Annotated in this window: 14 protein-coding genes; 8 read left to right on the forward strand and 6 right to left on the reverse strand. The window is 59.4% G+C overall.

Translation table 11 applies throughout. The annotated features are described in order from the left end of the window. The first annotated feature begins 4 nt into the window (after positions 1–4). The 4 genes from CON76_RS01525 to CON76_RS01540 all read left to right on the forward strand — a co-directional run bounded on the left by CON76_RS01525 (position 5) and on the right by CON76_RS01540 (position 4,836). A complete protein-coding gene (locus CON76_RS01525; RefSeq protein ID WP_240592709.1) occupies positions 5–2,065 on the forward strand; it encodes a lytic transglycosylase domain-containing protein in 2,061 nt (686 codons plus the stop codon). A gap of 60 nt (positions 2,066–2,125) precedes the next feature. Beyond that, a complete protein-coding gene (locus CON76_RS01530; RefSeq protein WP_101101402.1) occupies positions 2,126–3,070 on the forward strand; it encodes a complex I NDUFA9 subunit family protein in 945 nt (314 codons plus the stop codon). Positions 3,071–3,172: 102 nt separating this feature from the next. Beyond that, on the forward strand, positions 3,173–3,493 hold the full coding sequence (locus CON76_RS01535; RefSeq protein ID WP_101101532.1) for a metal-sensitive transcriptional regulator: 321 nt from the start codon (positions 3,173–3,175) through the stop codon (positions 3,491–3,493). A 5-nt stretch (positions 3,494–3,498) separates the two neighbouring features. After that, positions 3,499–4,836: a multifunctional CCA addition/repair protein gene (locus CON76_RS01540; RefSeq protein WP_101101404.1), complete on the forward strand. Its 1,338-nt coding sequence runs from the start codon at positions 3,499–3,501 to the stop codon at positions 4,834–4,836. Between the two features lie 7 nt (positions 4,837–4,843). On the opposite strand, the gene trxC is transcribed toward CON76_RS01540, so the two are convergent. The 6 genes from trxC to CON76_RS01565 all read right to left on the reverse strand — a co-directional run bounded on the left by trxC (position 4,844) and on the right by CON76_RS01565 (position 10,030). Further along, positions 4,844–5,302, reverse strand: a complete 459-nt coding sequence (trxC, locus tag CON76_RS01545) for a thioredoxin TrxC (protein ID WP_101101406.1) — start codon at positions 5,300–5,302, stop codon at positions 4,844–4,846. A 100-nt stretch (positions 5,303–5,402) separates the two neighbouring features. Continuing rightward, positions 5,403–5,597 (reverse strand): DUF2905 domain-containing protein, encoded by a 195-nt coding sequence (locus tag CON76_RS01550; protein ID WP_101101408.1) that lies wholly within the window; start codon positions 5,595–5,597, stop codon positions 5,403–5,405. Positions 5,598–5,656: 59 nt separating this feature from the next. Beyond that, the gene (locus tag CON76_RS01555) at positions 5,657–6,679 is read right to left on the reverse strand and encodes a hypothetical protein (RefSeq protein ID WP_205758157.1); all 1,023 of its coding nucleotides are present in this window, start codon (positions 6,677–6,679) and stop codon (positions 5,657–5,659) included. Beyond that, on the reverse strand, positions 6,676–7,947 hold the full coding sequence (locus CON76_RS01560) for a DNA cytosine methyltransferase (protein WP_101101410.1): 1,272 nt from the start codon (positions 7,945–7,947) through the stop codon (positions 6,676–6,678). Before CON76_RS01560 ends, CON76_RS01555 begins: the two co-directional genes overlap by 4 nt. A 95-nt stretch (positions 7,948–8,042) precedes the next feature. Next, positions 8,043–8,627, reverse strand: a complete 585-nt coding sequence (locus CON76_RS12710; protein ID WP_145995297.1) for a hypothetical protein — start codon at positions 8,625–8,627, stop codon at positions 8,043–8,045. Between the two features lie 185 nt (positions 8,628–8,812). Next, on the reverse strand, positions 8,813–10,030 hold the full coding sequence (locus CON76_RS01565) for a class I SAM-dependent methyltransferase (protein ID WP_101101411.1): 1,218 nt from the start codon (positions 10,028–10,030) through the stop codon (positions 8,813–8,815). 108 nt (positions 10,031–10,138) lie between these two features. Here CON76_RS01565 and CON76_RS01570 point away from each other — a divergent pair, with 108 nt between their 5' ends. The 4 genes from CON76_RS01570 to ttcA are packed head-to-tail and all read left to right on the forward strand — an operon-like array spanning position 10,139 to position 12,792. Further along, the gene (locus tag CON76_RS01570) at positions 10,139–10,972 is read left to right on the forward strand and encodes an SDR family oxidoreductase (protein WP_101101413.1); all 834 of its coding nucleotides are present in this window, start codon (positions 10,139–10,141) and stop codon (positions 10,970–10,972) included. Further along, positions 10,969–11,400, forward strand: coding sequence for a dihydroneopterin aldolase (locus CON76_RS01575; protein WP_240592710.1), 432 nt, complete (start codon positions 10,969–10,971; stop codon positions 11,398–11,400). Before CON76_RS01570 ends, CON76_RS01575 begins: the two co-directional genes overlap by 4 nt. Positions 11,401–11,414: 14 nt before the next feature. Next, entirely contained in the window at positions 11,415–11,798 is a 384-nt protein-coding gene (locus tag CON76_RS01580; RefSeq protein ID WP_101101415.1) for a dihydroneopterin aldolase, read from the forward strand. Positions 11,799–11,847: 49 nt separating this feature from the next. After that, on the forward strand, positions 11,848–12,792 hold the full coding sequence (ttcA, locus tag CON76_RS01585; protein WP_101101417.1) for a tRNA 2-thiocytidine(32) synthetase TtcA: 945 nt from the start codon (positions 11,848–11,850) through the stop codon (positions 12,790–12,792). Positions 12,793–12,798 lie beyond the last annotated feature (6 nt).

A 12,798-nucleotide genomic window follows, 5' to 3' on the forward strand; every position in this document is an offset into this window, starting at 1 on the left:
GGCTATGCGTATTACAACCATCATGCAGCGACAATTGTTGACCATTATGACGGCGTTGGCGCTGCCGACACTGGCAGAAATCCCCCACGCCAGCCCACCCGTGGGGGCCAGCGTCAGCGGTAGCGTCGTTGGCAGCGTCATCATGGGCGCTGCCAGCGCCAGCCACGCCACGGGTGACGCCGTGCTGCTGCAAATGCGCGAGGCCGTGCGCAAGAACGACGCGCTGCGCCTGCAGGAGCTGCTGCCCCAGGTGCAAGGCCACCCGCTGGAGCCGCTGGCGGCGTACTGGGCCCTGAAAACCCGGCTGGAGCAGGCCAGCCCCGACGAGATCCGCGCCTTTCTGGCGCGCTACGCGGGCAGCTACTACGAGGACCGCCTGCGCAACGACTGGCTGCTGCTGCTGGGCAAGCGCGCCGACTGGGCCACCTTTGCCGCCGAGCTGCCCCTGTTCCGCATGAACGACGACCGCGAGGTGCAGTGCTACGCCCTGCTGCTGGCACAGCCCCGCCCCGCCAACGTGGCGGCCCAGGTGGCCGAACGCTGGCTGGCGCAAAAAGACATCGACCAGGGCTGCGCCAGCGCCGCGCGCGAGCTGCTGCAAAGCGGCCAGATGGCCCCGGCGGTGGCGTGGCAGCGCGCCAGGCTGGCGCTGGAAAATGGCCGCCAGCGCGCCGCCACGCAGGCGGTGGAGCTGGTGGACAGCGCCTCGCTGCCCGTGTTGCAGGAGATCTACGCCAACCCGCAACGCTACCTGGACGACAAGATCACCGCGCTGCGCCCCCGCACCAAGGAGCTGGTGACGCTGGCGCTGGTGCGCCTGGCCACCCGCGACGAGGCCGCCGCCGCCGAGCACGCCAGCCGCCTGCGCTGGCGCGCCCAGCTCACCGACGAGGAACTGGGCTGGGTCTGGGGCGTGATTGGCAAGCGCGCGGCGCTCAACCTCCACCCCCAGGCGCTGGATCACTTTGCCCACACCGACGACGCCCGCCTGAGCGACGACCAGCTGGCCTGGAAAACCCGCGCCGCCCTGCGCGCGAGCGCCTGGTCCCAGGTGGCGGCCGCCATTGCGGCCATGGGCCTGGCCCAGCAGCAAGAACCGGCCTGGACTTACTGGCGCGCTCGCGCGCTGCAGGCGCTCTACCCCAGCGACGCGGCCCAGCAGGCCCAAGCGCAAACGCTGTACCAGCGCATCGCGGGCAGCAAGGGCTTTTACGAACAGCTGGCGCTGGAGGCCCTGGGCCAGCTGGTGACACTGCCGCCCGCCCCCGCACCGCTGAGCGCACAGGAAAGCGCCAGCGCACAACACAACCCGTCGCTGCAACGCGCGCTGCACGCCATCCGCATCGGGCTGCGCGCCGAAGGCGTGCGCGAGTGGAACTACGCCACCAACCTGCACACCCCCGGCGGCATGAACGAGCGCGAGCTGCTGGCCGCGGCCGACCTGGCCTGCCAGCACGAAGTGTGGGACCGCTGCATCAACACCAGCGAGCGCACCCGGGCCAGCATCGACCACCTGCAACGCTACCCCACCCCGTTCCACGACCTGGTGGCGCGCCGCGCGCAGGAGGTCAACCTCGACCCGGCCTACGTCTATGGCCTGATCCGGCAGGAGAGCCGCTTTGTGATGGACGCGCGCTCCGGCGTGGGCGCCTCGGGGCTGATGCAAGTGATGCCCGCCACCGCCGCCTGGACGGCCAGGCGCATCGGGCTGAGCGACTTCAAGGCGTCGGACATCACGCAGCGCGACACCAACATCCGCATCGGCACCGCCTACCTCAAGTTTGCGCTGGACGACGTGGAGGGCTCCATGCCCATGGCCGCCGCCGCCTACAACGCCGGACCGGGCCGCCCGCGCAACTGGCGCAACGGCCCTGTGCTGGAGGGCGCGGTCTGGGTTGAAAATATCCCGTTCACCGAAACGCGCGACTACGTGAAAAACGTGCTGGCCAACACGCTCAACTACTCGGTGCGCCTGACCGGACAGCCGCAAAAACCCAGCACGCGGCTGGGCACCATTGGGCCGCGTGCGGCCCAGGCCCCTGCTGTGCAACGCGATCTGCCCTGAACCACCCCCCGTTGGCGGGTTGATCCGTTTTCCTTCTTCATTACACCCTGGAGTCTCCCCATGAAAAAAGTTCTGGTTCTCGGCGGTACCGGCTTTGTCGGTCGCCATGTGTGCGAACAGCTCACCCGTGCAGGTATCCGCGTGACCGTGCCCACACGGCGCGCCATCAATGCACAGCATGTGCAAATGCTGCCCATGGTGGATGTGCTGGAAGCCAATGTCCACGACGAAGCCACGCTGCAACGCCTGTTGCCCGGCCACGATGCGGTGGTGAACTTGGTGGCCGCGTTGCACGGCAGCCGCAAAAATTTTGACAAACTGCATGTAGAACTGCCGCAAAAGCTGGCCCGCGCCATGCAGGCCACGGGCGTGCAACGGCTGGTTCACATCAGTGCGATTGGGGCGGACGTGAACGGCCCGTCCAACTACCTGCAAAGCAAAGGCGCGGGCGAGGCGGCACTGCAAGGGGCCGGCCTGCAACTGACCATCCTGCGCCCCAGCGTGATTTTTGGGGCCGAAGACAAGTTCATGAACCTGTTTGCGCGCCTGCAACGCTGCCTGCCCGTGGTGCCATTGGCCGGGGCCGATGTGAAATTCCAACCCGTGTGGGTGGGCGACGTGGCCAAAACCGTGCTGCGCTGCCTGCAAGACCCCGAACACACCATGGGCCAAACCTATGAACTGGGTGGCTCGCAAGTGTTCACCTTGCGCGAACTGGTGCAGATGGCGGGCAAACTCTCGGAACACCCGCGCCCCGTCATTGGTATGCCGCTGGCACTGGGCTGGCTGCAAGCCGGCCTGATGGAAATCATGCCGGGCGAGCCGCTGATGAGCACCGACAACGTGTGCTCGCTGATGCGCGACAACGTGGCCAATGGCCAGTTGCCGGGCCTGGAAGCCTTCGACATCACCCCCGCCGCGCTGGAGCCCACCGCCGCACAGTACTTGGACTTGCAAGGCCGGGCCGATCCGTTGTTGCAAGCGCGTTTGCGCGCGGGCCGCTAAAGCCCGATACTTCGCACTTCGGCGGTCTTGGCCGTTGTGCGCCTTTTAACCAAAGGGGCCTGTACCACGCAGGCCCCATTGCTGTCCCTTTTTGAATTCACCATGCCCCACCCCGCCCAGCCAGTGACCGATGTTGCCACCCGCCCCGCCAGCGCCACCACGGTACACCGCAGTGAGCACCAACGCGACATCATCAACCGGCTGCGCCGCATTGAGGGCCAGGTGCGCGCCCTGACCGACATGATCGAAAGCGGGCGCAGTTGCGAAGAAGTGGCGCAACAAATGTCGGCCGCCCGCAAAGCGATGGACAAAGCCTTTTACCGCATGATGGCGTGTTCGATGTTGGAAGCGGTGTCCAACACCGACGGCGACTTGGTACAAGAAGTGGAACGCTCCACCCGCATCTTAGAAAAGTACGCCTGAGCGGCATGGCGGACTTTTGCACCTACCTGGTGGGCGGCGCCGTGCGCGACGGCCTGCTGGGCCACTTTCACACCGCGCACCGCCTGCCCGACGGCAGCGTCCACGCCGACCGCGACTGGGTGGTGGTGGGGGCCTCGCCACAGGTGCTGCACGCGCAGGGTTTCATTCCGGTGGGGCGGGACTTTCCGGTCTTCCTGCACCCGCACACGCGCGAGGAATACGCGCTGGCGCGCACCGAGCGCAAGACCGCACGCGGCTACCACGGCTTTGACTTCTACGCCGAGGCCGACGTCACCATCGAGCAAGACCTGGCGCGGCGCGACCTGACCATCAACGCCATGGCCATCCCCGCCGAGGCGCTGGACAGCGACGGTTGTTTTGACCCACTGCACGGCGACCTGATCGACCCTTACGGCGGCCAGCGCGACTTGCAGGCCAAAGTGCTGCGCCACGTCACCGAAGCCTTCCACGAAGACCCGGTGCGCATCTTGCGCATGGCACGCTTTGCGGCACGCTGGCCCGATTTCACCATCGCCCCCGAAACGCAAGCCCTGATGCAGCAGATGGTGGCGCATGGCGAGGTGGATCACTTGGTGCCCGAGCGCGTGTGGCAAGAGCTGTCGCGTGGGCTGATGGAACAGCGCCCCTCGCGCATGCTGGAGGTGCTGCGCGGCTGTGGCGCGCTGGCGGTGCTGCTGCCCAGCGTGGACAAGTTGTGGGGGGTGCCGCAACGCGCCGAACACCACCCCGAGGTGGACACAGGCCTCCACCTGCAACTGGTGTTGGACATGGCCGCCCGCCTGCAAGCGCCGCTGACGGTGCGGCTGGCCTGCCTGTGCCACGATTTGGGCAAAGGCAACACCCCTGCCGACGTGCTGCCGCGCCACATCGGGCACGAAGCCCGCAGCGTGAAGCTGTTGCGCGAGCTGTGCGACCACTGGCGCGTGCCACGCGACTGCCGCGAACTGGCCGAGGTGGTGGCGCGCGAACACGGCCACATCCACCAGAGCGCCCACCTCTCAGCCCCCGCCACGCTGCGGCTGCTGGAGCGTTGCGATGCCATCCGCCGCCCGGCGCGCTTTGCCGAAGTGCTGCTGGCCTGTGAATGCGACGCACGGGGCCGGCTGGGCCACGCCAACGATGCCTACCCGCCAGCCACCCGACTGCAACGCGCGCTGGACGCGGCGCTGGCGGTCGAAACCGCGCCGATTGCCGCCGAGGTGCAAGCCCGCAGCACCGACCCGCGCAAGACCGGCCTGCTGATTGCGCAGGCGATTGAAGCGGCCCGCACCACGGCGGTGGCACAGGCGCTCAACACGCTGGCCCACACAGCGGCCCGCTGAAACCCATTCAGCCGCCGCGCTGCCCCGCCAGTGCCGCGTGCGCCCAACGCACAATGTCGGCCTGCCGCATGGCACCGGGTTGACGTGCAACCTCGCGCCCGTGGTGGAACAACGCCAACGTGGGGATGCTGCGAATCTGGAACCGCGCGGCCAAGGCCTGCTGCTCCTCGGTGTTGACTTTGAGCAACCGCATCTGAGGCTCCAACTGCGCGGCAGCGGCCTCGAAAGCGGGAGCCATCATGCGGCATGGGCCACACCACGGGGCCCAGAAATCCACCAGCAACGGCACGTCGCTGCGCGCAAGGTGCTTGTCGAAGCTGGCCTCGTCCACCGCCAGCGGGTGGGCCGTGAACAGCGGGCGGTGGCACTTGCCGCAATCGGGCGCGCTGTGCAGGTGCTGGGCGGCCACGCGGTTGGTGGCCAGACAGTGCGGGCAGACAAGGTGCAGCGGATCGGGGGTGGACATGGCAGGTACTCCAAGGCGGGTGATGCCTGCATGTTGGGGTGGGTGCAGCGGGTTTTCAATAGATACCGCATTGGGTATTTTGACCCTGCCCGCACGGCGTTCAAAGCAACTGCTGGATCAACCCCACCACAAAGCTCAACAGCACCGTGCTGGCCAGCGGAATGAACCAATCGCGCCCAAAAGCGTGAAAGCGGAAATCACCCGGCAATTGGCCCAGCCCGATTTTTTGCAAAAGCGCACTCAGCCCATTTACGAGCAACAGCGCCAGCGCAATGACGATCAACCAGCGGAGCATAACGTTTGAGTTTAGCGGCGCGCTTTAGCGCATTCGCCAGAACAAATTTTTATAGTATTTTATCTTTTAATTTGATAGAAAGCCTCTGAACCAGAGATGATAATTTGCTGCTCTTCCCAAGATAAAGTTACTTGCTCCAGCGTTGTAAGCTGAATGTCTTCAATTTCCGAGATCGCCGGACGGATGTATTTTTCAATAAAAACTGAAACAACATCACCGGATTTCTCCTCCATGTAATTCCACGCATCTTCGCCTTGATAAAACTCACCATCGCAATCAATGAACTTTCGTGATAATTCATCAAGTCGAGTTGATGGGGTCGGGTCTAAGACAAGTAAAACGGGCTTGATTCCAGCAGCTTTGCACTCAGCGGGAAATGATAGCTCTTCTCCAAAACGACCTTGACCACTAGCCGCAATTGTTACCCGAAGTTTTATTTCATAGGCTGTATTTAATGATGGAACATAGCAGTCAATTTGCCTTCCATTAGCGGTTTGGCATCCAGATTCATCAACGCGTTTTACTGGAGAATTTCTCGCACCCACAGATTCCCCACCAAGACAGCTTGCAATTATTGGTTCAAACACGTAACCAGTTTCTTGAGCTGCTCTGTTATCAATATCGTAAATCCACTTCCTCCATGTCATCCAATTTGCTAATAATTTAGAGTCGCAAGCACCAAACTCTAGCAGGACACGCGGACCAATTTGATCCATTGTTGGCATTGGCTGAGAGGACAAAATTCTTCTATATTTGACTCTTCTTCTATGAAGTGCCGCAAGGTTTTCGATAAACAAAACAAAATCTTCTTCTTTGTCTTTCGCTTTTTCAAGCGTTTCCTCAATATCAGATGCTGAAACAGCAATATTTATTTGTTCAAACCAATCCAAAGAAATTTCATAGTAATTCTTCCTTGGGATATTAATATTTTTAGTATGTAGACCATCTTCCAACCAGCCAAGATTATCAAGAGCAACAACAATTAGTGCGTACAGCTCCCCATCTGATAGAACAACTTGTGCATCGCCACTACCATGCATTTTGCACTTCGCGTATAAATTTCTAATAAATAAAGTTTTCATATTGCAATTTTTCTTTGGGGTGAATTTATGGTTAAACTATCGAGCAAGGCACACGTTTTTTTAAGAGATGGACTCATTGCATTCGCTTTTGTAACAGAATATCCAATTAGACCGCCATCACCAGAAATATTTCCATCAAATCCGTAGTCGTCACGAATATGCTCAGCAAATATTTTAGCAATAATTGGAGGTATTGCATTTCCAATTTGCTGAATTTTATCGGAGGCACTTCCATGAAAGTTAAAATCATCAGGAAATGTTTGAATTCTCGCGCACTCCCTGATGGTTAGTGGTCTGTGATACGTTGGATGTATAAACTCTCTCGTGGCAGCACCGGTTATTGTCAGGCATGGTTCGTTGATAATGAGCCTTTTTAGACCAGAAGGAGACCCTCCTCTTTTCTCCGTAGGAGTTCCATCCATTACTCTCCTATTTGCTCTTTTCTTGAAAGATTCATGCTGTAAATGCTCCGGCATATCTTTCATAGTTTGACCGGGAGATAGTGCCATAATTCTTTGAAGTTGAATTTCGCTCATTGGTGGACAAAAATGCTCTTTAATCACACCAGAAGTGCCTCTTAAATAGGCCTCAAACTGATCCTCTGGTGGTGCTATATAAGGCAGCACAATATCCTTCGATGAAGCTGCATTAGGAAGCCCCCCTATTACGTGTGCCAATGTCACATCCGAATTTCGGAATATTTTTCCGCTTAATTTAATTGCTGGTTTTGGAAAGTTGAAGTCTTTACCTAATCTGTTTCCAACTATTAAAACTCTTTTTCTTCTTTGAGGGACACCAAATTCATGAGCATATATTTTTTCAATCCTAATTTTATATCCTAAAGCAATAAACGCTTTAGCTGCTTCAAACAGATATTTTCCATTTTTTGCGGTCAAAAGGCCTTCGACATTCTCCATAAGAAACCATTTTGGTTTTATTGCTCCCAACGCCCTCACATAGCTTTTCAGCAGTTCATTTCTTGGATCTTCCCAAAACCGAGCACCAGCCGTTGAAAATCCCTGGCAAGGAGGCCCGCCAACTAATATATCAAGCTCGCCTTCTTTTATTCTGCATTTTAACAAAATTGATTTGAAATCCAATTTATTAATATCTTCCCAATCAAATGCAGCTTCGGGAAAATTGTCTGAATATGATTTTCCTGCAAACTCATCAATATCGTTCGCATACAAAATAGAATACCCAGCCTGCTTAAATCCAAGCGAACAACCACCTGCGCCGGAAAATAAACTAAATACTGTATTGCTCATATTTTTTCGTAGATGAATAAATCTACTGACACACAAAATTAGCCGATTACTAAGAGCGCAAGCGACGAATTATTCAGATAGATTTTTTGTTAGGATTATATTCGACTTGGTACTTTGCCTGTCCACTCATGAAGCGCATGATAAATTTCATTTTCACTAATTCCCCTTATGCGAAACACTTCGCAAATAAAATCCTCAGCGATATTCAGTGCAGCAATTGCCATTTCTTTGCTCATGGAATCATACGCTGATGTATCTGCAACGCCATTTATAATCACACCAGGAATTTTGATAGTTTCATGAGAGCTAGAAAAATGAGTTAGCTTATTTCTTTTGTTTTTTAGTTCAGTAAATTTTTGACCAATGCCAGACCCGAAATTAATTTTCGACCCAAAAACTACATGTGGCCAATCACGAATTTTTATATCAATCCCAACTTTTGACTTTAAATCTTGCACGATTCTTTCATAAGAACTTTCAAACATTCTCTCTGGCACGAGAATTCTGAAATAAATATTCAGAAACACCTCGACACCGTTAACTGCCAAGATCACGCATAGCGCGGCATCTTGCCGTATTTCATTTGCGTTCTTACACTCCTGAACGCGCCTGCACAAACGCCTGAGAGCTTCAAAATACTCCCAAACCATTCTATTTGGAGATGAGTAGGTTGCTGCCATTTTTTAAAAAATAAGTATCAAGGCATCAAGGGGTGTTGCACTTCAGTTTTGAAACCGCCGGGTGTTGCATTTCAGATTTGAAACCGCCGTTCTATAACTCTCACACAACACACTTCGCTGCGCGCTTCGCCTGCTTAGCCTGTCAAGCCCATGCGGGCGTTGCCAGTATGCACCATCTTGAACAATCAAAGTGTATGCGTACGGTCACCGCGCACAAAGCCCAGCGGCACCCAACCGTCGGCGCTTGGCATGGGCGCAAAAGCCAGCACTTTGAAGAATTCGCCCATTTCGTGCTCGTTCACCAGCTTGGCCAGGTGGGCGCGCTCGGCCAGCGGTGCGTCGTGCGCCAGTTCCAGCAAACCCGCGTTGATGAGAAAACGCCCCTGGCTGGCGTAGCCCAGCACTTGCAGGCCCGCGTCCTGCGCCGCCAACGCCACGCCGGTAAAGTTGACGTGGGCGGTGATGTCCTTGTCGCCCACATCGGCCAGCGGGTCGTCGTCGCTGCGGTGCGCGCGGTGGCACATCAAGGTGCCCATGTGGCGCTGTGGGTGGTAGTACTCGGCCTCAGGAAAGCCGTAGTCGATGAAGAACGCCGCCCCGCGCGTCCAGCGTTCGGCCAGCGTGCGCACAAAGGCTTCGGCCTGCGGGTGGATCTCGGTCAGATAGTCCTGCGGGCCGTCGATGGCGATGGGCGGGCGCAGCTCGGTGGGGCGGTCTTGCCAGACGAAGGGGCTGGCTTCGGCGGGGGTGTCATCAGCTGGATAGGCTGCATTGGCCAATGCCACGCCGCGTTCGTGCCACACGCCTTGGCGGCGGTACAGCAGTTGCACTGGCATCGCGTCCAGCACCTCGTTGCCCACCAGCACACCTTCCAGACGCTCGGGCAAGCGGTCTTCCCACGTCACACGGTCGGCAAATGCGGCCAGCGTGGCCTGCTGGCGCGCGCGCAAGGTGCCCGACACGTCCACGATGTGGTAACGCACCTCGGTCAAGCCATCGTGCGCCAGCTGTTGCAGCACCTGCTGCGCCAGTGCGCCGGTGCCTGCGCCAAACTCCCATACCTCGTGCGTGCTGGTGGCTTGGAGCGCCTGCCCAATCTGGCGCGCCAGCGTGCGGCCAAACCAGGGCGAGAGCTCGGGCGCGGTCACAAAGTCGCTGCCACTGTCGGGCATGGCCCCAAATTTGACCAAGTCGTTGGCGTAATAGCCCAGACCGGGCGTGTACAAAGCCAGTGCCATGAAACGGTCAAACGGCACCCAGCCGCCCGCAGCGTGCAGCTCGCGGACAATATGGGCTTGCAAGGTAGAAGATGAACTGGAGGGGGCCAAGGTGGTCTGGGGCAGCTGCCCGGTGGGGTGAACGCACGCCGCGCACAGCCACAGCGGCCAGCGGGCGCGCGCCATCATAAACCCACCTGCACGCCTGCCCAGTGCCCACGCGGGCCTGCGTCGGCCCCGCCGCATTCTGGTTGCTTCTGCGCCTTGCCATTTTTTTAATTGTGCCCCTCCACCATGACCCTTGCTTCCTCCTCTACCCCGGCGCGTCGGCCCCGTGTGCTCGTCACCGGCGGCGGCGTGCGCCTGGGGGCCGCCATTGCCACCACCTTTGCCCAAGCGGGTTGCCAGGTGGTGTGCCAATACCGCGCCTCTGAGGCCGCTGCCCACGCGCTGCGCCTGAACCTGACCGCACAGGGCCACCAGATCGAGACCCTTTCAGGCGACCTGACCACCGAAGCGGGCCGCCAGGCGCTGATGCAAGAGGTGCTGGCCGGTGGCCCGCTGGACTGCCTCATCAACAACGCCTCGGCGTTCGAGCCCGACACCGGCGCCAGCTTCAACCCCGAACTGGCGCGCCAGCAGCTGGAGGTGAACCTGATTGCGCCGCTGCACCTGTCGCGCCTGATGGCCGCCGCCCTGCCCGCCGACAGCCGCATCGACCAGCGCAACGCCAGCGTCATCCACATCCTGGACCAAAAGGTGTTCAACCTGAACCCGGACTACTTCTCGTACACCGTGACCAAGCTGGCACTGGAACGCGCGGTGGCCCTGCAAGCGCAAGCACTGGCGCCCCGGGTGCGCGTATGCGGCGTGGCGCCGGGGCTGCTGTACCTCAGCGGGCCACAGACGCAAGAGAACTTCGACCGCGCCAGCCGCGTCAACCTGCTGCGCCGTCCCACCGACCCGCAAGACGTGGCGCGCACCTGCCTGTTTCTGGCACAGACGCGCTCCATCACCGGCTGCACGCTGCCCGTGGACAGCGGCCAGCACCTGGTGCCGCTGGAACGCGACGTGATGTTCGTTGCCGATACCCTGCCCTCTCATCCCACCGTAGAAGCCTCCATATGAACGACGTGACCCCGCCCCTGCACCTGTCGCTGATGGACGACCTGCGGCTGCACTGCCGCAAACTGTTCCTGAAGAACCACGAAGTCCACGCCCACATCGGCGCACACGCGTTTGAAAAAAACGTGACGCAGCGCCTGTGGATCAACGTGGAACTGTGGGTGCCACTCGCGCAATCCACCCCCAGCGCCGACCAGTTGCACGAAGTGGTCGATTACGATTTCGTCCGCGCCGAAGTGGTGGCCCGGCTGGCGCAAGGCCACATCGAATTGCAAGAAACCCTGTGCGACGACTTGGCCGCGCGCCTGCTGGCCCACCCCGGTGTGCGTGCGGTACGCCTCTCGACCAGCAAGCCCGACGTGTACCCCGACTGCGAAACCGTGGGCGTGGAAGTGTTCCGCCTCAAGCCCGACTTCAACGCCCAGCCCTGAGCCTGCACCCCGCCATGAAACCCAACCTCGCCCCCCAAGCTGGTACCCAAACGCTAACCCTGACCGGGTTGCGCTTTGTGGCCAATCTGGGCATCCTCGACCACGAAAAAACCAGCCCGCAGCCCATACAAGTGGATGCCGAACTCAACCAAGGCACCCAACCACTGCTGCCGCACAACGACGACATCGACCACGTGCTGGACTACCGCCACGTGCGCCAGATCATCATCGACGAATGCACCGCCGAACACGTCAACTTGCTGGAGACACTGATTGGCAAACTCGCGCACCGGCTGATGCAGTTGCCCGGCGTGATTGGCGTGCGCGTCAAGATTGCCAAGCTCGAAATTTTTGCCGACTGCGAAGTGGCCATCCGCATGGAAAGCGGCCAGTGGTGACCCCTTTCTTTTCCGCCTGATACACGACCCCATCGACCCTATTGACCCCATGAACAGCACCGCCACCCCTGCCGCCACCGACACCCCCGCCCCCAAGAACAGCGCCAAGATCGAGCGCGAGGATCACAAGCTCGAAAAGCGCCTGTGCCGCGAGATGGGCCAGGCCATTGCCGACTACAACATGATCGAGGACGGCGACCGCGTGATGGTCTGCCTCAGCGGCGGCAAAGACAGCTACGCCCTGCTCGACATTCTGATGAAGTTGCAACAGCGTGCGCCCATCCACTTTGAGCTGATTGCCGTCAACCTGGACCAAAAACAGCCCGGCTTTCCGGCCGAGGTGCTGCCCAACTACCTCAGCCAACTGGGTATCAAGTTCCACATCGAAACGCAAGACACGTACAGCGTGGTCAAAAAAGTGATTCCCGAAGGCAAGACCATGTGCAGCCTGTGCAGCCGCTTGCGCCGGGGCATCTTGTACAAAGTGGCCAAAGAGCTGGGCTGCAACAAAATTGCGCTGGGCCACCACCGCGACGACATCCTGCAAACCCTGCTGCTCAACATGTTCTTTGGCGCCAAGCTCAAGGGCATGCCCGCCAAGCTGGTGAGCGACAACGGCGAATTCATGGTGATCCGCCCGCTGGCCTACGTGCCCGAGAAAGACCTGATCCGCTGGGCGCAGGTGCGCCAGTTCCCCATCATCCCCTGCACGCTGTGCGGCAGCCAGGAAAACCTGCAGCGCCAGAACATGAAAGCCATGCTGCAGGACTGGGACAAACGCTTTCCGGGCCGCATCAACAACATGCTGACGGCACTGCAAAACGTGGTGCCAAGCCACCTGATGGACCGCCAGCTGTTCCCGTTCGAGACCCTGAAAACCACCGGCGTGGCCGATGCCAACGGCGACACCGCCTTCGACGAGGAAGAACTGCCACTGACCCCGGCCACGCTGCCGGGGGAGCAGATCATCCAGCTGATGCCCGGCGCCGACTGACGCCCA

The sequence above is a fragment of the Macromonas bipunctata genome (assembly GCF_002837135.1).
Taxonomy (GTDB): domain Bacteria; phylum Pseudomonadota; class Gammaproteobacteria; order Burkholderiales; family Burkholderiaceae_C; genus Macromonas_A; species Macromonas_A bipunctata.

Bases quoted from the DNA above. Each gene is read 5' to 3' on its own strand.
- CON76_RS01530 (WP_101101402.1), top strand. From the start codon at position 2,126: ATGAAAAAAGTTCTGGTTCTCGGCGGTACCGGCTTTGTCGGTCGCCAT.
- CON76_RS01525 (WP_240592709.1), top strand. From the start codon at position 5: ATGCGTATTACAACCATCATGCAGCGACAATTGTTGACCATTATGACG.
- CON76_RS01565 (WP_101101411.1), bottom strand. From the start codon at position 10,030: ATGGCGCGCGCCCGCTGGCCGCTGTGGCTGTGCGCGGCGTGCGTTCAC.
- CON76_RS01535 (WP_101101532.1), top strand. From the start codon at position 3,173: ATGCCCCACCCCGCCCAGCCAGTGACCGATGTTGCCACCCGCCCCGCC.
- CON76_RS01570 (WP_101101413.1), top strand. From the start codon at position 10,139: ATGACCCTTGCTTCCTCCTCTACCCCGGCGCGTCGGCCCCGTGTGCTC.
- CON76_RS01575 (WP_240592710.1), top strand. From the start codon at position 10,969: ATGAACGACGTGACCCCGCCCCTGCACCTGTCGCTGATGGACGACCTG.
- CON76_RS12710 (WP_145995297.1), bottom strand. From the start codon at position 8,627: ATGGCAGCAACCTACTCATCTCCAAATAGAATGGTTTGGGAGTATTTT.
- trxC (WP_101101406.1), bottom strand. From the start codon at position 5,302: ATGTCCACCCCCGATCCGCTGCACCTTGTCTGCCCGCACTGTCTGGCC.
- CON76_RS01580 (WP_101101415.1), top strand. From the start codon at position 11,415: ATGAAACCCAACCTCGCCCCCCAAGCTGGTACCCAAACGCTAACCCTG.
- CON76_RS01555 (WP_205758157.1), bottom strand. From the start codon at position 6,679: ATGAAAACTTTATTTATTAGAAATTTATACGCGAAGTGCAAAATGCAT.
- CON76_RS01540 (WP_101101404.1), top strand. From the start codon at position 3,499: ATGGCGGACTTTTGCACCTACCTGGTGGGCGGCGCCGTGCGCGACGGC.
- ttcA (WP_101101417.1), top strand. From the start codon at position 11,848: ATGAACAGCACCGCCACCCCTGCCGCCACCGACACCCCCGCCCCCAAG.
- CON76_RS01550 (WP_101101408.1), bottom strand. From the start codon at position 5,597: ATGCTCCGCTGGTTGATCGTCATTGCGCTGGCGCTGTTGCTCGTAAAT.
- CON76_RS01560 (WP_101101410.1), bottom strand. From the start codon at position 7,947: ATGAGCAATACAGTATTTAGTTTATTTTCCGGCGCAGGTGGTTGTTCG.